This window comes from Oceaniserpentilla sp. 4NH20-0058 (assembly GCF_040371755.1).
Taxonomy (GTDB): domain Bacteria; phylum Pseudomonadota; class Gammaproteobacteria; order Pseudomonadales; family Oceanobacteraceae; genus Bermanella.
In genome coordinates this window covers 38,026-60,478 of the sequence record NZ_BAABWE010000009.1, presented here as the reverse complement: position 1 = coordinate 60,478, position 22,453 = coordinate 38,026, and the positions used below count along the sequence as shown (strand labels likewise).

Genomic DNA, 22,453 nt, shown 5'->3' with positions numbered 1-22,453 from the left:
GAGGACTTCAGTGCGTCTCCCGTATTTCGTTGTGCTTTAACTCTTGAAGCTGTGTAAGCGATTCATGGCTCCAGCCCAGTCCCCAGTTACTAAACTGTCTATTTCGGAGGAGGCTGCATCAATGATTGTCTCAATTTTTTTCAATTCGTCTTTATTCGGTTTACCTAATACATGACCTGTAACTTTGTTTTTATCGCCCGGATGTCCGATACCAATTCGCAATCGATAAAAATTTTTGTTGTTGGCCATTTTACTAATGATGTCGCGTAAGCCGTTTTGCCCACCATGCCCACCGCCGAGTTTGAGCTTAACGGTACCTACAGGTAAATCTAATTCGTCATGTAGGACTAGAATTTCATTTACGGGGATTTTATAAAAGTTAGCAAGGGCTTGAACCGCTTGTCCGCTTAAATTCATGTAGGTAGTAGGAAGGAGTAAAAAGACTTCTTTGCCTTTGATTAAGGCTTTACCACTGAGACCGTGGAATTTTTTTTCAGGTTTGAGCTGCACGCCATATTGGCGTGCAATCTCGGCGAGTAACCAAGCACCTGCGTTGTGACGAGTATTCTCATATTCCGAGCCTGGGTTACCCAAGCCCACAATTAGACGAATGTTATCCTTCACGCAAATGCCTTTAAGTAGTAGTTACTCTGCTGGAGCTTCTTCAGCGCCATCTTCTTCATCTGCCGCAACACCTTTAGGGATGTCGATAGATACAACTGCTGCATCGTGATCAGAACCGTGAGTTAGCTCAAGGATCTCAACGCCTTCAGGTAATACAAGGTCAGAAAGGTGAAGGATAGTACCAACTTCAGCATCTTTAAGATCTACTTCGATGAATTCAGGTAGTTTACCTGCTTCACAAATTACCATTACATCAGAGATAGTGTGCTTAACTTTACCGCCTTGTAGCTTAACGCCTTTACAAGATTCTTCGTTGATGAAGTGTAAAGGAATGTGCTGCTTGATGATGGTAGTGTTAGATACGCGCTGAAAGTCAACGTGTAATACAACAGGCTTGTATGGGTGACGTTGTACGTCTTTGATTAGTACGCTTTCAGTACCACCCGCTACGTTTAGTTTAATAATGTGGCTGAAGAAACCTTCGTCTTCAAACGCTTTATTAAGTTCTTTAAGCTCTAAAGTAACCTGAGTTGGTTCTTTGTCGCCACCGTATACGATGCCTGGAGTTTTGCCAGCTTCGCGACGAAGGCGGCGGCTCGCACCCTTACCTTTCACTTCGCGAACTTCTGCATTTAATTCAAAATTTGTCATGGTTTATAACCCTTTATAAATGAACTTAGCCCTAACCCCGCGACCAGAGTTAGAGCCCTTACTTAAAGCGAACTTTAAGCTCTACCAATTACCATGTGCCGTATTAGCGGAACATGGCACTGATGGATTCTTCGTTATTAACGCGTCGGATTGACTCCGCTAATAAGCCGGCTAAAGTCAGTTGGCGAATTTGCCCACAGGCTTTAGCTTCGTCTGTTAAAGGAATGGTGTCAGTAACAACCAATTCGTCTAACTGAGACTTTTCAATATTTTCGATTGCGGCGCCGGATAGTACAGGATGTGTACAGTAGGCGACAACCTTTTTCGCACCAAATTGCTTAAGCGCGTCGGCGGCTTTACATAATGTACCAGCAGTATCGACCATGTCGTCTACGAGTACACAAGTACGATCAGTTACGTCACCAATAATGTGCATAACTTGAGCTTCGTTGGCTTGCGGACGACGTTTGTCGATGATGGCAAGATCTGCGTCGTTAAGCTGCTTAGCGATTGCGCGGGCACGTACAACACCACCCACGTCTGGAGAAACAACCATTAGGTTGTCGTAGTTTTGCTTTTCAATGTCATCCAATAAAATCGGTGAACCATAGATGTTATCCATAGGGATATTGAAAAAGCCTTGAATTTGGTCAGCGTGTAAATCAACCGTTAGTACGCGGTCAACACCAGCTGTTTGTAGCATGTCGGCTACTACTTTTGCAGAAATCGGCACACGAGCAGAACGAACACGACGGTCCTGACGGGCATAACCATAATAAGGAATAACAGCGGTAACACGTCCAGCAGAGGAGCGACGTAGTGCATCAGCCATTAACAGAACTTCCATAAGGTTGTCGTTAGTGGGTACACAAGTAGGCTGGATGATGAAAACGTCTTTACCGCGTACGTTTTCTTGAATATCAATGGTGATTTCGCCATCACTGAATTGGGCGCATGTGGCCTCACCTAGGGGAAGGTCTAGACGCTCTACAATAAGACGCGCCAATTCCGGATTTGCATTACCGGTAAAAACCATTAACTTAGACACGTCGGATACCCCATGTGCTAATTGCTTTATCAATGATGGATTTTGAGAAGATGGCAGGGGTGGCAGGATTCGAACCTACGCATGACGGGATCAAAACCCGTTGCCTTACCGCTTGGCTACACCCCTAAATTGACTCAGCTATTTAAAGCTTTTTGCATTGGCGATTGGTTTATGCCTTTCGCCACGAAAGCTTCAGTATCAGCTGGTAGCTTGGCTAGAACCGAGTTTGCTTCTTTCTCAGAATTTAATTCTAAAAATACGCAAGCGCCAGTGCCAGTCATTCTAGCAGAGCCGATTTTTTTTAGCAAATTCAATGAGTTAGAAACTTCTTGATGGAGTTTGCAAACCACTGATTCACAGTCATTTCGACCCTCGCCCCGAAGAGCGGCGCTAATTCTGCACGTTGGCGTGTCCCTTGTCAAATCTTTGTGTGAAAAAATTTCAGCTGTATTCACATGACAAGCAGGCACAACCACTACAAACCAATTTTCTTCTAAGTCATCCAACGGTATAAGTGTTTCGCCAACCCCCTGTGCCCATGCCGCTTGACCACGAACAAACACAGGAACGTCAGAACCTAGCTGTAAGCCTAGTTCAGCTAGTTCATCTTCGCTTAATTGAGTCTCCCAAAGCTGGTTTAATCCCACGAGTGCAGTGGCCGCGTTTGAACTGCCGCCCCCTAGGCCGCCGCCCATGGGTAGAATTTTGTTTAGCTGTATGTGGGCACCTTGCCTGCAGCCTGTTTTTTCTTGAAGTATTTTGGCTGCTTTGTAGATTAAGTTGTCTTCAAGAGCAACCCCTTCAATAGCAGGGGTGATGCTTATAGTGCCCGTGTGATTAGTGCTTAGGGTTAGCTCATCGCATCTATCTATAAACTGAAAAATGGTCTGTAGCTCGTGATATCCATCAGGGCGTTGGCCTGTTATGTGTAAGAACAGGTTTAATTTTGCTGGGCTTGGTAATTTAAGCGAAGTCATAAATTAGCTTACATTCCAATGTTTAATCACAATTAAAAATTTCCACTGCCCTTGGCTGATGCGAATGCGCTGTGGAAGCTGGTGATAATCGTCGTAGCGTAAAAATTCCACCTGCCATGCATCTTGTTGTAGGGAGCGTAGTTGCTTGTCATCGGTATATTGTTTTTTTACAGGTGTAAAAGGTGCTGCTTTTCCTTTTAGCCAATAGGCCAGATTTTCAATGGGGAAAAACCATCCTAGTTCATCATATATGAGCTGTTGTGGATTAATGCCTTCTACGGTTTTACCTTCACGGGTTAGGCTAATGCTGGCGGCATTACCTTGAATGCGCGTGCTGCCCACACTTAAGGGGCCACTGACATAAATATCAAAGTCGTTGCCTTTTTGTTGCCATTGGATAAAACCGGCGATGGATTCATTTGGTGTGGTGATGCCAATTTTGCCAGAAATGTCCCAGAATTCTTTTGGTTTACTTGGGGAAAGGCTGCAGCCAATAAGGCACAGGCTTAATAGGCCGGTGCTAAGTAGTTTTAACATTTATAGGTCTATGTCTAGTCGTTGCAAAGTTTGCAGTAGGATACTGCTTTGAGGCTCTTTTTCTAGAGCTTTTTTCCAAATGTCCTTTGCTTGCTGGTGTTTGCCTGTGCTCCAAAGCACTTCCCCTAGGTGAGCGGCCACTTCAGCGTCGGGGAAAATTTCAAACGCTTGCACTAGAAGTGTTATGGACTGATCAAATTGGCCTAGTCGGAAATAAACCCAGCCAAGACTGTCCATAATGGCAGGGTCTTTAGGGTTTATTGCTTGAGCTTGTTGAATAAAAGAGAGCGCCTCTTGTAAGCGAATATTCCGATCAGCAAGAGTGTAACCAAGTGCATTTAATGCAATTGAGTTGTTTGGGTCTATTTCAATAATGTGCTGAAGGTCTGCTTCTAGTACGCTTAATTGCCCAAGTTTTTCCGCCACCATAGCCCGCGCGTAACGCATTTTTTTATTGTTTGGGTACAGTGAAATGCCTTTATTTGACACCTCCATTGCGGCTAATGGTTGGTTGGTGCGGTTAAGTACGTCAATCTCCATCAAAAAATAGGTGGATTCATTTTCGTGATCGATGTTGCGTTGCTGCTGAATGTGATTAATGGCGGTGTCTATTTGCTCATTTTTTAGGTAGATGTTCACAATAGCACCTTGTGCGGATAAATACTCACGCCCGCTGGTCATGGCAAGGTAATGCTCTAAGGCAGCATTTGAATTACTTAAATGCTCTTCAATGCGGCCAAGGTAAAAATGAGCTTCGTTTTGAAACTGCTGCAAATTTAATAGTTTTTGAAAGGTTAGTTTCGCTTCTTGGTATTTCTCAAGGTCTAACTGAGTTAATGCTAAAGGCAGCAGGATGTGTGGATCATTTGGGTCTAACACACTGAGCTGATTGAATACGGCCTCTGCTTGGAGGATGTTTTTTAGCTTAATTAACAGGCGTGCTTTTAATAAAGTGAAGGACTTATCGCTTTGAAATTGCTCCAGTGCCTTATTGACGATGTTTAAGGCTTCTTTGTGTTGATCGTCATTTGCCAGAATACGGGCGTTTAATGACCATGCAGGGTAAAAACTAGGGTGATATTCCATCAAACGTTCGCAGATTTTAATGGCTTGATCATTGTTGCCTTGTTGTTGGTGTAGGCTGGCAATATTAAATAACAGTGCTTGATTTTCACTGAATTGAGAGGCCAGAGGGGTTAAGGTTTCGAGCCATAATTCCCTTGCCCCTTCGGTTAAATCATTTCCTTGGGTGCTAATGAAATTGACATTTAATAATGGGTCTAAATATAACGCTTGTTGTAAATGAAGTACCGATTCACTAAAGCGGGCGGCCTTTACCAGTTCTGAGCTAAGTGCAACTTGTGCGAGCGGGTTCTTTTCGTCCAGCTTCACCCATAACGTTGCAGCGTCTAATGCGGCTTGATCTGCACCGATGAATTGAGCAATTTGAGTGGCTCTTGCTGTAACTCCTGGGTCTTGGGTGCGGTGGGACTCTAATAAGTAATTGCCAAGGGCTAGGTCATACAACTGGCGTTGCCCAGCCATTTCTGCCACAAGCAGGGCATAGAAGGTGTTGACGCTATAGGTTTCGTTTTCCGTTAGCTCTGACGAGTCTTGTGCCCAGCTTACTGTAAGCGGTGCAAAGCAAAGAATGGCGGCTAACAATAAGCGGTTGGTCATAGTTTCTCTGGAATACTAAAAAGTTTTATAAGGCTAATATTAATAAGTTTGTCTGTCAGCCAGCTATTTTGTTCAATTATGGATATAATACGGCTCTTTTTTTAAAGTTTGAAATAAATGCCCCTAATTCGGCGCTTTCAATAGAAAACTAAGTAATACATGACGTTATTGACCCTAGGCATCAATCATAAAACAGCGCCTGTTGCTGTGCGAGAAAAAGTGGCCTTTGCCCCAGATAGTTTGCCTGCTCAGTTAAGGCAGGCTAACTCGAGTCTGGGAATTGATGAAATTGCCATTTTATCTACCTGTAATCGCACAGAACTTTATTATACAGCGCCAAATGATGACCCTACGCCTCTACTTAATTGGTTACAGCAAGTCCATCACGTGGAGCTTGGGCAGTTACAAAGTTGCCACTACTCTTTGAGTAATGAAAAAGCCGTACAGCATATTATGCGTGTGGCCAGTGGTCTTGATAGTTTAATTCTAGGCGAACCTCAGATTTTAGGTCAGATGAAAAGCGCCTATGCAGTGGCACAAGAAGCAGGAACGATTGGCCCTGAGCTTGATAGGCTGTTTCGCCAGACGTTCACCGTGGCTAAGCAAGTACGTACTGATACCGCCATTGGAGAAAACCCAGTTTCTGTTGCCTATGCGGCGGTTAATTTAGCGCAGCGTATTTTTGCTGATTTATCTACCAGCTCGGCATTATTAGTTGGCGCCGGTGAAACCATTGATTTAGTGGCTCGACATTTAGTGGATGCAGGGGTGAAAAACATCACCGTTGCAAACCGCACCTTGGAACGTGCAGAAGCGTTGGCTGAACAATTTGGAGCCAAAGCAATTTTACTGTCTGAAATTCCGGATGAGCTGTACAAAGCCGATATCGTCATTGCTTCTACGGCCAGCCCATTACCGATCTTGGGTAAAGGTACGGTAGAGCGTGCGTTAAAGAAGCGTAAACATGATCCCATGTTTATGGTGGATATTGCCGTACCAAGAGACATAGAAGCGGAAGTTGGTGATTTAAATGACGTTTACTTGTATACGGTTGATGACCTAAAAGACATCATTGAAGAAAACGTACGACAACGTGAGCACGCTGCACAAGATGCCATTGAAATCATCGAGGCAGGCAGCGCCGACTTCATGCGTCAGTTACGCACCTTAGATGCGGTGAGTACGCTAAAGGCGTTTCGCCATCATGCACAAGAGATTCGTAATCAAGAATTAGAAAAAGCCCTAAAGCGACTGCAAAAAGGGGATGATGCCCAAGCGGTAGTGACCACGTTAGCCAATATGCTAACCAATAAGCTCATACATCAGCCAACGGTGCAAATGCGAGAAGCCAGCAGTGTAGGGCGCAAAGAGGTAATGACTTGGGTACAAGAACTTTATCAGCTCTCTGATCAAGATCTGGATTAGCTGCGTTATTAATATAAAGCGAAGTGCCTCGCTAACGTCGACACTCGACCAAATGAAAAGCAGGCTAAAACATATAACGCGTTTTTTAGCCTGATATATAGCGTTATTGCTTATAAAAGAACTCAACAAAAAGCGTCTTGCGTCTGACATACGGCGTCAGACAGGAAACAAAAATGAAAGATTCAGTAAAAACAAAACTAGAGACCATTAGCGAGCGCTATGAAGAGATTGGGCATCTACTGTCTGATGGTGGCGTCATTGGCGATCAAAATCGTTTTCGTAGCTTGTCGAAAGAATACGCAGAAATTGAACCCGTAGTAAAAGCGTTTGAGTCATATACCGAGGCAGAAGGTAACCTTGAAGAAGCCCATGTATTAATACAAGACCCAGATCCAGAAATGCGTGAAATGGGTCAGGAAGAGTTAAAGTCAGCCAAAGCAGAGATTGAGCGCCTAGAGGGCGAATTGCAAATACTGTTACTGCCAAAAGACCCTAATGACGGTAAAAACGTAATTGTAGAAATTCGTGCAGGAACCGGTGGTGATGAAGCCGCTATCTTTTCTGGTGATTTATTCCGTATGTATACCAAGTACGCGGAAAAGCGCGGCTGGAAGTTTGAAATTATGAATTCAAACGCCGGCGACCATGGGGGCTATAAAGAGATCATTGTTCGCATAGCCGGTGACGCGGTGTACAGCCAGCTTAAATTTGAATCCGGTGCCCACCGTGTGCAGCGCGTACCAGCAACAGAAAGCCAAGGCCGTGTGCATACATCGGCCTGTACTGTGGCGGTTATGCCAGAGGTAGAAGATGAAGCTGAAGTGGATATTAACAAGGCTGATTTGAAAATTGATACCTTCCGCGCCAGTGGCGCAGGTGGTCAGCACGTTAACAAAACAGATTCTGCCATTCGTATTACCCACATCCCAACTGGGTTTGTAGTGGAGTGTCAGGACGAACGTTCACAACATAAAAACCGCGCACGAGCCATGTCGATACTTGCAACTCGCTTGAATGACGCCATTGCTCAAAAAGCACAGGCAGAACAAGCGGCAGAGCGTAAGAGTTTGGTTGGTAGCGGAGATCGCTCAGAGCGCATACGCACATATAATTACCCACAAGGGCGTGTAAGTGATCATAGAATTAACTTGACTCTATATAAGTTAGACGAATTAATGGAAGGCGATTTGGATTCAGTTGTTCAGCCTCTCATCCAAGAGCACCAAGCGGAAATGCTGGCGTCACTTGGGTCTGATCACTAGCCCGTCATCTTAGCAGCCAAGTGATTAATTTAACTTGGCTGCGTTCTCTTTCTCTTCCCAATCGTATTTATAGTATTTATGCCTGTCTTAAATCTACTGCCAATCAAACAAGCACTTTCAATGGGTGCAAATGAACTGTCTGAGTCAGATACGCCAGCATTAGATAGTGAATTGATTTTATTGCACTGCTTAAATGCCCATCGAAATATTTTGTTTACCGATCCTAATCAGTTGCTAAGTATCAAGCAGCAACAGCAATTCATTGAGTTAATTAAACGGCGCAAGCAAGGGGAGCCTGTAGCGTATATTATCGGCGAGCAAGGATTTTGGGATTTAACCTTAAATGTTTCGCCAGACACTCTGATTCCAAGGCCGGATACGGAATCATTAATTGATTGGGTACTTGAGAACAATCTGGCCCCGAATCATATTTTAGACTTAGGCTGCGGAACCGGAGCCATAGCATTAGCTTTAGCAAAAGAGTTTCCAAATGTGCAAGTTTTAGGTGTGGATTTGGTTGAAAGTGCTGTTTTACTTGCAAAGAATAACCAACAAAAAAACGGCATTGCAAATGCGCAGTTTATCCAAAGCAGTTGGTTTAATGGTATTGCGAATCAACATTTTGACCTGATCGTCAGTAACCCACCTTATATTGATGAACGTGATGAGCATCTGTCAAAAGGTGATGTGCGTTATGAGCCGTCCTCAGCTTTAATTGCTAAGCAGCAGGGGTTTGCTGACTTATTTCATATCGCACAGCAGGCACCACATTTTTTAAATACTGGAGGCTGCTTGTTGATGGAGCATGGTTGGCAACAAGCACAAGGGGTACAAACTGAACTGAAACGTTTAGGTTATAACAATGTAGGCAGTGGGCAAGATCTAGCAGGACAATGGCGATTTACATTTGGCTTTAAATAGCGCTTTATTTTTTACGCTCAGTTAACGATTCTTTTAACCCGTTTAATGCCCACTTTTCTTTAAATGCTTTCACACCTTCCATAGCTTGATCTATAGATTGGTTTGAATGCCAAATCACTTCGTTATCAACTAGTTTTTTATTTTTCACAGGTTTTACTACGTTGTGGGTAGAAATGGGGTGGTCAGGGTATTGAATCTGACACCAGTCGTTGCTGACTACTTCATATTGACGCCAATTGGTTTTTTTATCCCAGCTAAATTTTACCTCTTGCGAGAACAATTCAAAAACAGGTGTGAGTGTAATATCAATTTTTATAAATACACTTTCAGTGCTGGTGGTTTTTAGTTCATAACCTTTACATAAGTGAGTGCAATCACGAATGGCTTGGTCAACTGAGCTTAAATAGCCTTCTCTGTCAGTATAGTGATTTAAAAATTGAATAGGCTGTGAGGCATCACGCATGCAGACAGTGGATTCACTTTCTTGTAACCACCAAACTTGCGTTTTTAGTGCAGAGACTGGTTTTCCCGGCTGAAACTGAAAGTCAGCAGGAATAAGATGCATTGATTCAATGCTGGCCACAGGACAGCAGCTTAATATTTTTTTCATTAAAAAATATAACCACTTAAGAAGTACTCATCAATCATAATGCATACCCCATCACAAGTGTGTTAATTAGTGTAATTTTTTGCGTTTTGCTATTACTGAACAGGTTGACAACATTCATTAGTTGGTCACATAGGGATAAAGTATGATTTATGTAAGTTGTCCACTGTGAATTTGACTTGGCAGTATTGTACGAATGGATTCTATATTTTATTCATCCTAAAAACCATTGCAGTTATAAGGTTTGGCTATTTGCAATTGTATTTCGTAAGTATAGTGTGCCATTACTAACCTGCTATAACCCTATTTCCTCATGGTGCTGTTCTGTAACAACAAATAAAAAAAACATTTTTTTTTAAATGAATAATTTGTTCTTTCATACACTGTTTTAGAAACAAAATATTTCCATTAGTAACTACTGGTTTTTCAGATTAACACTAAATTACAAAGAGGGGTTTTGTGCTTTGAGGTGCTTATGAAAACAGTATTGATTGTTATGGCGTTAGTTGTCATTTGTACCACCAGTTTAGGTGTGTTTTATGATCGCCTAGAACAGAGCTTTTTACCTACAACCAGTGGCTTATTAGTACTTGATATTCCTAACGATTTTTCAGTTAAAGCTGATATGCAAGGCTATCAAGGAGAGCATCCGAGACTGATTAAACGACCAGAAGAGTCGTTCTCGTTTCCCATCCCCATAGGTCGTTCTGGCCCAGTTACGCCATTGTTTTCTGGGAAGAACTCATATCCTTTTATTTGTGATACAGAACAAAGTGATCTTGGTCAGCCATTAGTGGATAACCAAGACCATATTGGGATTCAGGTATACAAAGAAGATAATCAAGGCAAAAAAATTAAGCAGATTGAGGGTTACAGTAAAGATTGCAGCTTACCCACACATGTTCAATATTACATAAAGAAAGAGGGGCAACCCGGTTTCTTAAAAGTGGATCAATTAAATGAAGCAATGCTCGCTCAGCAAATTATTAGAATTGAAACTGGTACTATTAATCGATTTATTTATGTGTTGGCCATACCTGTAAATCAACAAGATAAGCCACTCGTGTTTAATGACAGTAAGTGGAATCAAAAATTAATTTATCGATTTAAAGGCGGTGTGGGTATTGGTCGCAAACAGGGGCATGTAAATATTGACCGTTTGCTTTATGAACATGAATCCCAACTACAACAGGGTTATGCGGTTGCTTTTAGTACCGGAACTCAAACCAGTAATCATTATAATATTTGGCTTAGTGAAGACACCGCTTTACGGGTTAAGCGACAATTTTCTAGTCGTTACGGAGAGCCGTTATACACCATTGGTATTGGTGGATCGGGTGGCGCAATTCAGCAATATTTATTGGCGCAGAATCATCCCGGAATCATAGACGGTGCGATTCCGTTATATTCCTATCCAGACATGGCAACACAGGTTAACTACGCCTTAGATTGTGAATTACTTGAATATTATTTTGATGAAACCAGTGACAACCTGCTTTGGAAAAACTGGCCGGATCGAGTTTTAATTGAAGGCAGCAACGCTTTAAACGGGGTTAAAAATAAATACGGCCGTCTCCAAGGTATTGCGGCTATGTTTAATGGGGATTTCAGTAAAATGCCCACAGGTGCCAGTGAATGTACCAATGGCTGGCGTGGCCCATCACATTTAATTAATAATCCTCGATTCTTTTCAGACTATCACGAAGTGGACCCACTATTACTTGGTAAAATTGATTGGAGCCACTGGGGGGATTTACATCAGTTTTATGGCACAGATGAAAATGGCTTAGGCCGACGTTTTTGGGGAAACAGTGGGGTTCAATATGGCCTAGGCTCATTAAAAAGTGGCCTGTTGGATGTTGATGAGTTTATCCAGCTTAACCGAAATGTAGGAGGCTGGAAGCCCACTAACGAGATGAAAAATGAATACTTTTGGCATATTAGTGGTGATACCTCATTTAAGCGTTTGTCCTTATGGGGGCAACAAAACATGACCCACGAAGGTAATAAGCAACTAGCCTCTCGTACTCAAGGCGACAAACAAGCAGCCACTAAAGCTTATGAATCAGGATTAGTCTTTTTGGGATTTGCCGATTTACCTATTATTGATTTACGGCATTACTTAGATCACAAGCTAGACATGCATCACTCTATAGCTTCATTTAGTTCACGTAAGCGGATTGAGCACGCCATGGGGAATAGTGATCACCAACTAATTTGGATGATGGAAATAGACGATAAGCTGTCCCGTCGTGAGGTGTTGCGTAGTTTGCCAATCGACGATGCTCTAAGGGTATTGGACCAATGGATATTCAATATTAAAACCAATCCAGAAAAAGCCGTGGCCGAAAATCGCCCTGAAGTGGCGCGAGACCGTTGTTATGACAAAGAACATAACATCATTGATGATGCTGTAAATACATGGGATGGGCAGTGGAATGAAAAACCTAGCGGAGTGTGTCAGTCACGTTTCCCTCACTATAGTCATTCGCGGATAGTAGCAGGAGAGAGTGTCTACAGTGATAGCCTAGTATGTGAGAAAGTCCCAGTTCGCTTTGCGATGGAATCAGGAATATATGGTGATGTGGATATGTGGGAGTATTTATCTCAGCTTGAAGGTATATTTCCAAATGGTGTGTGTCAGTACCCTAAGGGACCAAATCGTCATGCTGCGCAATTAGTGCAAAAATTAAAAGGCGCTGCACCTGCGTATGGCCAAGTTCATTAGTTGGGTGTGACCATGCTCACTACAAAAATAATGGCGGCGATAAATAAGATAAAAAATACTATGGCCGCCATTATATAAATCACAGGGCTATTTGAATTAAAGTCCCTTTCCATGTTGTGCCGTTTTTGTACGCCAAACGCGCCTGCCATAATACTGAGCAGGGCCGTGATAAAACTCACCTTATTTTTATTAAGTGGCTCGGACATGACAGATCCTAATTAAGTGGGGTTGGTTAATGAAAAACCTTCGCTAGCCAGCCATTCAACCGCACTGGCTTGATCATTGAATGTACGGCGTTTAAATGCCTCTTTTTTTTCCTTTACGATTCGATTGAGTTGGAATTGCTTAAGTGCATGAGAGGAAAAGACTTGTGCGCTACAGGTTAAGCCATTTAGGGCTAAGTATCTAACCAGATCAGTCATGATGACTTCCACCTCAGGGGTGGCCAAGTCCCAATCATCAAGATATAGAATATGGGCCCAAGGTTTACCTGATAAAGGTTTGATTGCCTCCCTAAATGCGTGGGCGTATTTATGAGCTAAATCCTCATTACATTGGCCTTTTATACGAGCTAATACAACTCGATTATTTAACCAAATATTAAATTGACCATGGGCATGCATTGTTAAGCCTCCTGTTGGTTTAAATATAGGCTATATTTTGCATTACAGCCTTTAAGCCAATGTGAAGGGCTGATATAGTACGCCTTCTTTTGACAATGCTTAGGAATATCTGGGTGAACACAATTAGTACCCCTAATTCATTACACATTGGTGCCAGCCTCAAGCGATGGCTATAGCAGGGCGCCGTGCTCCTGTTATGCATCGTAGTATTCGCGTCCTGCCTGTTCCCCGTTTCTCTATATTATTTACTATTTCGTATTAGGATTAAGATCCATGACGCCAGAATTGTATACTGAGTTGTCTAAGCAAGGTTTCAACCGCATACCGGTTTCACAAGAAATCCTCGCGGATTTAGACACGCCATTAAGCACTTACCTAAAAGTGGCCCAAGGGCCATATTCATATCTGCTTGAATCCGTTCAAGGGGGCGAAAAATGGGGCCGTTACAGCATGATTGGCATGCCGTGCACCCGCGTATTAAAAGTCTTTGCCAATATGGTGCAAATACTTGAGCACGACAAACTGATTGAACAACACGAAGTGGACGACCCTCTAGAGTTCATTGCCCAATATCAGAAGCAATTTAAAGTGGCTCAGGTGGAAGGCTTGCCTAAGTTTGATGGCGGGTTGGTGGGATACTTTGGTTATGACGTGGTGCGCTATGTGGAAAAACGCCTAGCGGAATCGACTCCAGAAGACGATATAGGCAACCCTGATATTCTGCTGATGCAATCAGAAGAAGTCATGGTGTTTGATAACCTAAGCGGCAAATTGCACTTCATTGTGCTGGCTAACCCTAATGACCCAGATGGCTATGATAAAGCTCGTCGTCGCATCACCATTATGCGTGGCCAAATTCGTAGCACCTATCAAGGCCAAATTGGTCAGCCACTTATTCAGCCTCGCGATGTGCAAGAAAGTGATTTTGTTTCGGGTTATGGCGAACAAGCCTTTATGGATTCCGTTGAAAAAATCAAAGAATACGTGCTGGCGGGTGACATCATGCAGTGTGTAATTAGCCAGCGTTTGAGTGTGGACTTTCATGGGCACCCGTTAAACCTGTATCGCGCATTGCGCACTTTAAACCCAAGTCCTTACATGTATTTTATGAACTGTGGTGATCACCATGTGGTGGGTTCAAGCCCTGAAATTTTAGCCCGATTTGAAGACGGCACTATTACTGTTCGCCCAATTGCCGGAACCCGCTATCGCGGCGAAACCCCAGAGCAAGACTTAGCCCTAGAACAAGAACTGCTCAGCGATCCTAAAGAAATCGCCGAGCATTTAATGCTGATTGATCTAGGCCGCAATGACGTGGGCCGTGTTAGTGAAATGGGGCAAGTACAAGTGAGCGATCAAATGGTGGTGGAGCGTTACAGTCATGTGATGCACATCGTCAGTAATGTTGAAGGCAAGGCCAAACCGGGCATTACCTCTATGGATGTACTCAAAGCCGCCCACCCAGCTGGCACTTTAAGCGGCGCACCTAAAATTCGTGCAATGGAAATCATTGATGAGTTTGAGCCGGTTAAGCGTGGTGTTTACGGCGGAGCGGTGGGGTATCTTGGCTGGAATGGCAATATGGATACTGCCATTGCCATACGTACCGCAGTGATTAAAGATAAAAAAATCTATGTACAAGCCGGAGCAGGGGTTGTGGCCGACAGCGTGCCGCGTCTTGAGTGGAAAGAAACCATGAATAAAGCCCGTGCTGTTTTTAAAGCCGTAGCCATGGCGGAATCGGGTTTGGATAACTAAGTCATGAATACATTAAATTTACAAAAACGATTTTTAGCCTTACGAAGTAATAAAGGGTTTGAACTTTTTGTGGTGGCCGTAATTTTATTCTCGGCTGTTGTTGTGGGTGCAAAAACCTATGACCTACCAGAAAGCATGCTGACGCTTGTCGCATGGTTGGATCACTTTATTACCGTTATCTTTTTAGTGGAATTAATCGTACGTTTTATTGGCGAAGAAAATAAACGACATTTTTTTAAAAATGGCTGGAACATCTTCGACACTATTATCGTAGTTGCGAGTTTAATCCCCGTAAATGAAAGTGAAATGGCATTTATAGGGCGCTTACTGCGGATTTTCCGTGTACTGAGGATGGTCTCCATCATTCCAGAATTACGGGTACTGCTTAATTCATTATTAAAGGCATTGCCACAATTAGGCTATGTCATGCTGTTGATGTTTATTATTTTTTACATCTACGCTGCCATTGGTGCCACCCTGTTTGCATCTATTAACCCAGAATTGTGGGGGGATATTTCTATCTCGCTACTTACCTTATTTAGGGTGATGACATTTGAAGACTGGACAGACGTCATGTACGAAACAATGGCTGTGTATGGGTTTAGTTGGATATATTATCTGACATTTATCTTTTTAACGGCCTTTGCCTTTTTAAATATGGTTATTGGCATTGTGGTCAGTGTGATAGAAAAAGAAAACGCCATTGAAGAAGCGGCACATTCAACTGAGCCCACCATGGCAGACTTACAAAGCGAAATTCAATCATTGAAGGCCATGGTTAGCCAGTTGGCTAAACATGATGAACCGAATAAAGGAAATGAATAATGTTATTAATGATCGATAATTATGATTCCTTTACCTATAACGTGGTTCAGTACTTTGGTGAACTGGGCGCAGATGTAAAAGTGTATCGTAACGATGAAATTACCATCGAAGACATTGAACAATTAAACCCTGATCACCTCGTGATCAGCCCTGGGCCATGCACCCCAAACGAAGCAGGTATATCGGTTGCGGCTATTAAGCACTTTGCGGGCAAGCTGCCTATCTTAGGTGTATGCCTTGGCCATCAAAGTATTGGGCAGGCATTTGGTGGTGACATTATCCGCGCAGGGCAAGTGATGCATGGTAAAACCAGTGATGTATATCATGAAGACAAAGGCGTGTTTGCAGGCTTAAATCACCCGTTTGTGGCGACACGCTATCATTCGTTAGTGATTGATAAAAACACCTTACCAGATTGCTTAGAGGTGACCGCATGGACACAAAATGAAGACGGTAGTGTTGAAGAGATTATGGGGGTGCAGCACAAAACCTTAGCAATTCAAGGGGTGCAATTTCATCCGGAATCCATATTAACTCAGCAAGGACATGATTTATTTGCTAACTTCTTAAAGATGAAGGTATAACGCTTAAATCAACTGAACCGATAACAAGCCACCTTAGGGTGGCTTTTTAATTTTTACCGGAGGGCACTATGAAAACCATGACCTGTAAGCAACTAGGTGGTGCATGCGAAGAAGCTTTTACAGCACAAACGTTTGCAGAAATTGCCGAACTCAGTAAACAACATGGTATGGCTATGTTTCAAAAACAAGATGCCGCGCATCTTGAAGCCATGGAGAATATGAAAAGCTTGATGCAAGATCCAGCTGCCATGCAGGCGTGGTTTGAAGGTAAAAAGCAAGCATTCGAGGCGTTACCAGAAGATTAAAACGGGGAATTGCTTCCCATCAACGGGTAGTTTAACCTATGTTTCACAAGGGGTATTTAGAAGTATTTAACTCCCCGTATTGTTTATGTGCAGGCAGTTAAAGCCAACACGTTTACTTTGTAAGGTTGTATTTCGGAGCCTTATAAAAACAAAAAAGCGAACCTCAAATGAGATTCGCTTTATATTGGTAAGCTATAAGAAAGCAGGGCTGCTTAGAGGCCTTTTTGTTTACCTGTTGTTATGCATTTAAAAAACAACACGTTATTCACGTATCACGTTAAAAAACCAGTTTAGCTCCTACCGAAAATATAATCGGAAGTGATGTGACGTCTTCTTTTTCTGAATAATCCTTATTGTAAGAATAATTACTGACATTGGCGCGGTTATATAAATTGATAGCTTCAAAATATAATGTGCTGCGCTTAGAAAGCTTATGATCCATTCTGAAATCTAGGCGGTGATAATTAGATAAACGCTCAGAGTTGGGTGAACCTTCAATCGGATCGTAAATATAGACACTATTAATATCTGTATTATCGGGCAGTACATTACCATTTTCATCGTATGGCGTAGCACCTGTAACGGGTGTAATTAAACTACCGCTTTGATAGCGCCATTTAAATCCATAAGAGGTTTCGGAACTTTTTTGGTAGCTGGCAACAAGGTTCACAATCCAAGGACGATCCAGTTCATAATCAATTTCTTGTTGAGTGATATCGTTTGTACGTTTGGTTTTACTGTAAGCCACACTTAGCCAACCGTACCATTTGTCGGTTAGGTTTTTATTAATTAACAGCTCTAGGCCGTAAGCATGTCCGCTGGCAATATTTAAGTAAGGCTCAACCGTATTGTTGGTGAGATAATCGTAATCTGCGTTCCCTGCAATGAGGTTATCAATGGTTTTGTAATACACTTCTAGTTTAGTACTGATGGCGTCATCGTATTGGTGCTCAAATCCAAACACATAATGAATGGCGTTTGGTTGTTTTAAGTCTGGATTGCCTAACTCTTGTGCAATAAATCGAAACTCACGAATGAATTGGCTATGGCGACCAATGGCTCCGGTGAGAGTCCAGTCATTGTTTACGCGATATCGGCTTTCAATGCGTGGTTGGAAGATTTGTTCACCGTTAAAATCGTTGTATGTGTGGCCTAAGCCTAACGTGATTTCTAAGTTAGGTGATGCTAACCAGTCATAAGCAATAAAGCTGTATGCTGTATTGATGCTCAGGGTGTCGGTATTAGGGCCAAAATCATAACCTAAAGATGCAGGAGGGCATTGGTCGCCTACCTCCTGATTACAAGGTATGTATTTACCAGAAACAACATAATCTAGTTTTTGGTTCGCTAAATCTAAGCCGTATCTAAGGGTGTCGCCGCTATCTAAAGGTGTGTTGTAATAATTTTTTAAGCGGTACTCAATATTGACAGCATCCAAACTGAAAAGAGAACCAATGGAGAAACTAGCATCTTCTTCTTTGCGACTTAAGCTGAACATGGTGCTGGTTCCGTCTCTAAACAGGGTATCAAATAAAATACCTTGGTTGTGGTAAAACGTACTGGCACCTAAGCCACCATCTAGACCGGGTTCAGTTTCAAGGGCGTCGGATTCTGGGCCAAAATCAATGCCGACACTGTCTTTTGCACCGGTAGCAATGAACCTTAGATTCGACACAGGGCTTAAGCGCCAATGATATTTAAATTGGTAGTCGTTATTTTTTGGCACCTCGGTAAAGGTGAGCTCTTCTTCATCAATGAAGTTTTCCACATAAAATTCTAAAAGACTTTGGCGGTAAGAAAAATAAAAGGCGCTATCATCAGATACAGCGCCTTCTAATAATGCACCTACTCGCAGAAAGCTTAAATCTAAGGTGGTTGTTAGAGGCTCCATATAAGGGTCTCGCAGTTTAGTGGCTAACACCGCGCCAATGGCATCGTTATACTCTGCTCCCCATGCTCCAGCTTTCAGGCTGAAGCTTTCAATTAAATTATCGTTGTATGTACTATTACCATCGTTATGAAACACATACCCCACAGGGACAAAATCAGTAATATAGGTGTTATCCCGTGGGCTTGAGCCGCGAATTGCAGGCACACTGAATGGCCCAGATCCACTCAATACGACACCGGGCAAGGCTTCAATGGCTTTTAAAGGGTCGTTACCAGCGCCGGGTACTTTGAGGAGTTTTTCGGTGGTGATTTCAGGGCCTTTGACTTGAGTACCACTGACACTTATTTTTGAAAGTTCAGCAACATCAGACTTGCTGTTTTGCGCATTATCATTGGCAGATACACTGGTTACGGTTATGCAAAGTGTAAGTGCCGTGGCTATGGGCGAGAGTTTCATTTATCGACCTTGCTGTTTTATTTAGGCTGAACTCTAACAAGAAATGTTTAAGTACACATTATCTAACGTTAGAGTATTGCGATAATTATTTAAATAGCGTTACGTAGCCCTAATTCATAAGGGTGTGGGTTTAAATATTTTTGTTTACGTAAGTAATTATCATCAGTGGTGTGTTTATTTATATGGTGTTTCAATAAGGTAAGCGGTACCACAATTGGGATGAGTCCGGTGCGATACTGGTGTATCAAATTGTGCATTTCTTGTTTTTCATCTTTGGATAATTCTTTTTTCAAATAGCCTTGTAAGTGCTGCAAAACGTTGCTGTTTTTTTTACGATTAGCAATGTGTTTTAGGGCGGACATAAACTCAGTAATGTATTGGTGAGCAATATCCCCTAAAGGCTGAGCTTTGAGATTACTTAAAAGCTTACCAAGGGATTGATAGCTTTTAATATGATGGGCCATTAATAAATATTTATAACGCACGTGAAAACCGAGCAAAGTTTGGGCGCTAAGCTTATCGGCCACATTGTGTTGCCAGTCGTGGTAAGCCATTACGCGAGTGATAAAGTTCTCTCGAATCATTGGGTCGCTTAGGCGGCCCGCTTCTTCTTTTGGCATTAGTGGTAATAGTTTATCTAATTCAGCGGCGTAAATGCCCTGAGACACCTCTAAAGGATTACCATTCTCATGATACAGCTTGACTCGGGTAAAACCGCAGCTTGGGCTCTTTTGCATAAATAGGTAACCACTTGCATCAGATAAGTGGTCAACTTGTTGTCTAGCATAGTCTTTGAGCTGCTCAGTATACCGAACACTGTGATCTTCAGTCAGCGCTGCTTCTATGCCTGTTTCGTTGTTACCTGATGTGGTGATGAGACGAATAGGCTTTCTAGGGACCCCAAGTCCAATACCCATTTCAGGGCATAAAGGCGAATACTCGAAATATTCAGACAGCACCTCCTGTATATAACGTGAGCGTTTGTGACTGCCGTTGTAGCGCACTTCTTGACCTAATAAACAGGCGCTGATACCAACTTTGATGCTCATTTTGTGTGCTCCTGAGTGATGTTAACTTTAAGAGAAACAGTTGCCGTTATTTTAATATACGTGAACTTTTTAGCATTGGACGTTTAAAAAATGCTTTTATATGTCGCTTTTGTCGATATTGGTCTATCCTTTATGTGTAAAAAGCATAAAGCATAGTGTTTAATGAATTTGTCATCATTTTTTAATCAAGGAGTAGATTTTTAGATTATCAAGGCACGTGCCCCGTTAATTTTAGCTAAATTCGCTATAAGCATGACGACTTTAATTATTTGTTAACTTTTATGGGCCTTGTCTTTGCAAAGCGACTTAAACCGGACTAGATATTTAATATAGGGTTTCAATAATAGGTTAATAATTATGAGTTTAAGCAAACAACAAAGCGCACAGATACTTTTCCAATTCGATGCTTCTTTTGAGGTGAGTTACGTTAATTATTATCGTGGCAATGAATTGGCCGATCCACAATTAATTGTCACCCTTGAACGTGATGGTGAGCGTCAAAGCTTTGCTTTCATGCATCCACACTTTAATGACGTTGATCGAAATTTGATCAGCGCTCAGGGCTTAGCCATTAGCTCTGTAAAATTGTCCCCATTTGGTCAAAACCAAATAGAGGTCTCCGATTTAAAAGACAGCTTGGTGTACTTCACGGCTAGGGTCGTTAAAAACATTACTCCAACTGCCTAGTAGCACAGCCCTATATTCTCATTTTGCCAAGACACGTTCTTGGCTTTTTTTTGCCTGTTATTTCCTGTACGTGTTTATGTGAACCATGCCATAGGGTAAAGTTAGCCAATCTAATGTTTAACCTATATGGATACATCATATGAGCACCCACCCTCTAGCGGGCCAATTACCGCCAGCTGACCAACTGGTGAATGTCGCAAAACTGATTACCGCCTACTACAGTGAAAAACCCGATCCCAGTGTAGCGGCCCAACGTGTGGCCTTTGGTACCTCGGGGCATCGTGGTTCATCATTTAAAAACAGCTTCAATGAAGATCACGTATTGGCCATCAGTCAGGCCATTTGTTTATATCGCGAAAAAGAGGGCATAAATGGCCCATTGTTTTTAGGTATTGATACCCATGCTCTATCAGAGCCTGCCTATGTGAGCTCATTAGAAGTATTTGCAGCAAACGGAGTGAATGTCATGGTCTCAGCTGGGGATGAGTACGTACCCACCCCAGCGCTATCTCATGCCATTATTGTTTACAACCAAGGTCGGACGTCTGGGTTGGCGGACGGAGTGGTGATTACACCATCTCATAACCCACCTGATGGTGGTGGTTTCAAATATAATCCAACCAATGGTGGGCCAGCAGACGGCCATATTACCAAGTGGATTGAAAACAAAGCCAACGAGCTATTAGAAGCGAAATTAAATGGCATCAAACGTATGCCGTTTGAGCAGGCACGTAATGCCTCTACCACACACGAATATGACTTTTTAAATAGCTATGTAAACGACCTTGAAAACGTCATCGACATGGACGCCATTCGCTCAGCCAGTATTCGTATGGGTGTTGATCCATTAGGTGGGGCGGGTGTGAATTATTGGGGAGCCATTGCAGAGCGTTACAAGCTGGATTTAACCGTTTTAAATAAAGACGTGGATTTAACTTTCCGCTTCATGACCCTAGATTGGGATGGCAAAATCCGTATGGACCCATCGTCTTCTCACGCTATGCAAAGCCTCATTGGTCTGCGCAATAAATATGATATTACGTTTGCCTGCGACACTGACCATGACCGTCACGGCATCGTCACCAATAGCGCAGGTTTGATGCTGCCTAACCACTATTTGGCTACATCGATTGATTACTTATTTCAGAATCGTCCAAATTGGTCCGCAGATGCTGCTATTGGTAAAACGCTGGTGAGCAGCTCTATGATTGATCGTGTGGCTAATAAAATTGGACGCAAATTGTACGAAGTACCTGTGGGCTTTAAGTGGTTTGCAGACGGCTTATTTGATGGTTCATTGGGCTTTGGCGGTGAAGAAAGCGCCGGTTCATCGTTCTTACGTAAAGATGGCAGTGTATGGACAACTGACAAAGACGGTCTTGCACCTGCGTTATTGTCGGCTGAAATGACTGCGGTAACGGGCAAAGACCCGGGTGAACTGTATCGTCAATTAACAGAACAGCTGGGCGAGCCAAGCTCAGACCGTGTAGACGCACCTGCCACACCAGAGCAAAAAGCGATGCTTTCACAGTTGTCGCCAGAACAGGTGACATCTGACATGTTAGCCGGTGAAAAAATTACCAGTGTGTTAACCCAAGCACCGGGCAATGATGCAGCCATTGGTGGATTAAAAGTGACCACAGAAAACGGCTGGTTCGCAGCACGCCCATCAGGCACTGAAGACATTTATAAAATTTATGCCGAAAGCTTTAAAGGGGATGCACACTTACAAAACCTATTTGAAGAAGCAAAAGAGCTGGTGAGTTCGGCGCTGAAAGCCTAATTTTCACAGGTCAAAAAAAACCACACAAACGT

21 protein-coding genes and 1 tRNA gene are annotated in these 22,453 nt (G+C 42.7%); 10 read left to right on the top strand and 12 right to left on the bottom strand.

The genetic code is table 11. From position 1 onward, the window contains the following. Positions 1 to 36: 36 nt before the first annotated feature. From pth to ABWV45_RS12275, 7 genes are all read right to left on the bottom strand, one after another. Positions 37 to 624 carry an aminoacyl-tRNA hydrolase gene (pth, locus tag ABWV45_RS12305; protein WP_353352005.1) on the bottom strand — a complete coding sequence of 196 codons (588 nt, stop codon included), beginning with the start codon at positions 622 to 624 and terminating at the stop codon, positions 37 to 39. 21 nt (positions 625 to 645) lie between these two features. Then, the gene (locus tag ABWV45_RS12300; protein WP_353352004.1) at positions 646 to 1,275 is read right to left on the bottom strand and encodes a 50S ribosomal protein L25/general stress protein Ctc; all 630 of its coding nucleotides are present in this window, start codon (positions 1,273 to 1,275) and stop codon (positions 646 to 648) included. Between the two features lie 103 nt (positions 1,276 to 1,378). Beyond that, positions 1,379 to 2,323 carry a ribose-phosphate pyrophosphokinase gene (locus ABWV45_RS12295; protein ID WP_353352003.1) on the bottom strand — a complete coding sequence of 315 codons (945 nt, stop codon included), beginning with the start codon at positions 2,321 to 2,323 and terminating at the stop codon, positions 1,379 to 1,381. Positions 2,324 to 2,374: 51 nt separating this feature from the next. Beyond that, positions 2,375 to 2,449 (bottom strand) — tRNA-Gln (locus tag ABWV45_RS12290). 8 nt (positions 2,450 to 2,457) lie between these two features. After that, positions 2,458 to 3,300: a 4-(cytidine 5'-diphospho)-2-C-methyl-D-erythritol kinase gene (ispE, locus tag ABWV45_RS12285; protein ID WP_353352002.1), complete on the bottom strand. Its 843-nt coding sequence runs from the start codon at positions 3,298 to 3,300 to the stop codon at positions 2,458 to 2,460. A gap of 3 nt (positions 3,301 to 3,303) precedes the next feature. Next, positions 3,304 to 3,837 (bottom strand): lipoprotein insertase outer membrane protein LolB, encoded by a 534-nt coding sequence (gene lolB / locus ABWV45_RS12280; protein ID WP_353352001.1) that lies wholly within the window; start codon positions 3,835 to 3,837, stop codon positions 3,304 to 3,306. Next, complete coding sequence (locus tag ABWV45_RS12275) at positions 3,838 to 5,517, bottom strand: tetratricopeptide repeat protein (RefSeq protein WP_353352000.1); 1,680 nt, start codon at positions 5,515 to 5,517, stop codon at positions 3,838 to 3,840. It abuts the gene before it with no gap. Between the two features lie 159 nt (positions 5,518 to 5,676). Here ABWV45_RS12275 and hemA point away from each other — a divergent pair, with 159 nt between their 5' ends. From hemA to prmC, 3 genes are all read left to right on the top strand, one after another. Then, the gene (gene hemA, locus ABWV45_RS12270) at positions 5,677 to 6,942 is read left to right on the top strand and encodes a glutamyl-tRNA reductase (RefSeq protein WP_353351999.1); all 1,266 of its coding nucleotides are present in this window, start codon (positions 5,677 to 5,679) and stop codon (positions 6,940 to 6,942) included. 173 nt (positions 6,943 to 7,115) lie between these two features. Continuing rightward, positions 7,116 to 8,204, top strand: coding sequence for a peptide chain release factor 1 (gene prfA / locus ABWV45_RS12265; RefSeq protein ID WP_353351998.1), 1,089 nt, complete (start codon positions 7,116 to 7,118; stop codon positions 8,202 to 8,204). A 78-nt stretch (positions 8,205 to 8,282) separates the two neighbouring features. Continuing rightward, positions 8,283 to 9,125 (top strand): peptide chain release factor N(5)-glutamine methyltransferase, encoded by an 843-nt coding sequence (prmC, locus tag ABWV45_RS12260; RefSeq protein WP_353351997.1) that lies wholly within the window; start codon positions 8,283 to 8,285, stop codon positions 9,123 to 9,125. A gap of 4 nt (positions 9,126 to 9,129) precedes the next feature. On the opposite strand, the gene ABWV45_RS12255 is transcribed toward prmC, so the two are convergent. Then, on the bottom strand, positions 9,130 to 9,735 hold the full coding sequence (locus ABWV45_RS12255) for a hypothetical protein (protein ID WP_353351996.1): 606 nt from the start codon (positions 9,733 to 9,735) through the stop codon (positions 9,130 to 9,132). A 472-nt stretch (positions 9,736 to 10,207) separates the two neighbouring features. On the opposite strand from ABWV45_RS12255, the gene ABWV45_RS12250 reads away from it, so the two are divergent. Then, a complete protein-coding gene (locus ABWV45_RS12250) occupies positions 10,208 to 12,460 on the top strand; it encodes a DUF6351 family protein (RefSeq protein WP_353351995.1) in 2,253 nt (750 codons plus the stop codon). Here the strand turns inward: ABWV45_RS12250 and ABWV45_RS12245 are convergent. Beyond that, on the bottom strand, positions 12,457 to 12,666 hold the full coding sequence (locus ABWV45_RS12245) for a DUF2970 domain-containing protein (protein ID WP_353351994.1): 210 nt from the start codon (positions 12,664 to 12,666) through the stop codon (positions 12,457 to 12,459). The two genes, ABWV45_RS12250 and ABWV45_RS12245, sit on opposite strands and share 4 nt — an antisense overlap. Before the next feature lie 12 nt (positions 12,667 to 12,678). After that, positions 12,679 to 13,083: a hypothetical protein gene (locus tag ABWV45_RS12240; protein ID WP_353351993.1), complete on the bottom strand. Its 405-nt coding sequence runs from the start codon at positions 13,081 to 13,083 to the stop codon at positions 12,679 to 12,681. Between the two features lie 273 nt (positions 13,084 to 13,356). Between ABWV45_RS12240 and trpE the strand changes: the two genes are divergently transcribed. From trpE to ABWV45_RS12220, 4 genes are all read left to right on the top strand, one after another. After that, positions 13,357 to 14,841 (top strand): anthranilate synthase component I, encoded by a 1,485-nt coding sequence (gene trpE / locus ABWV45_RS12235; RefSeq protein WP_353351992.1) that lies wholly within the window; start codon positions 13,357 to 13,359, stop codon positions 14,839 to 14,841. Between the two features lie 3 nt (positions 14,842 to 14,844). Further along, positions 14,845 to 15,666, top strand: a complete 822-nt coding sequence (locus ABWV45_RS12230) for an ion transporter (RefSeq protein WP_353351991.1) — start codon at positions 14,845 to 14,847, stop codon at positions 15,664 to 15,666. Beyond that, positions 15,666 to 16,250 carry an aminodeoxychorismate/anthranilate synthase component II gene (locus tag ABWV45_RS12225; protein WP_353351990.1) on the top strand — a complete coding sequence of 195 codons (585 nt, stop codon included), beginning with the start codon at positions 15,666 to 15,668 and terminating at the stop codon, positions 16,248 to 16,250. Before ABWV45_RS12230 ends, ABWV45_RS12225 begins: the two co-directional genes overlap by 1 nt. 68 nt (positions 16,251 to 16,318) lie before the next feature. Beyond that, positions 16,319 to 16,555, top strand: coding sequence for a DUF1059 domain-containing protein (locus ABWV45_RS12220; RefSeq protein WP_353351989.1), 237 nt, complete (start codon positions 16,319 to 16,321; stop codon positions 16,553 to 16,555). Positions 16,556 to 16,832: 277 nt separating this feature from the next. Here the strand turns inward: ABWV45_RS12220 and ABWV45_RS12215 are convergent, their stop codons facing one another. Together ABWV45_RS12215 and ABWV45_RS12210 are read right to left on the bottom strand one after the other, a co-directional pair. Continuing rightward, positions 16,833 to 18,902: a TonB-dependent receptor plug domain-containing protein gene (locus ABWV45_RS12215; RefSeq protein WP_353351988.1), complete on the bottom strand. Its 2,070-nt coding sequence runs from the start codon at positions 18,900 to 18,902 to the stop codon at positions 16,833 to 16,835. An 89-nt stretch (positions 18,903 to 18,991) separates the two neighbouring features. Then, on the bottom strand, positions 18,992 to 19,951 hold the full coding sequence (locus tag ABWV45_RS12210) for a YbgA family protein (protein WP_353351987.1): 960 nt from the start codon (positions 19,949 to 19,951) through the stop codon (positions 18,992 to 18,994). A 357-nt stretch (positions 19,952 to 20,308) separates the two neighbouring features. Between ABWV45_RS12210 and ABWV45_RS12205 the strand changes: the two genes are divergently transcribed. Both ABWV45_RS12205 and pgm read left to right on the top strand, forming a co-directional pair. Then, entirely contained in the window at positions 20,309 to 20,638 is a 330-nt protein-coding gene (locus ABWV45_RS12205; RefSeq protein ID WP_353351986.1) for a hypothetical protein, read from the top strand. Between the two features lie 139 nt (positions 20,639 to 20,777). Continuing rightward, positions 20,778 to 22,421 carry a phosphoglucomutase (alpha-D-glucose-1,6-bisphosphate-dependent) gene (gene pgm, locus ABWV45_RS12200; RefSeq protein WP_353351985.1) on the top strand — a complete coding sequence of 548 codons (1,644 nt, stop codon included), beginning with the start codon at positions 20,778 to 20,780 and terminating at the stop codon, positions 22,419 to 22,421. Positions 22,422 to 22,453: the final 32 nt, after the last annotated feature.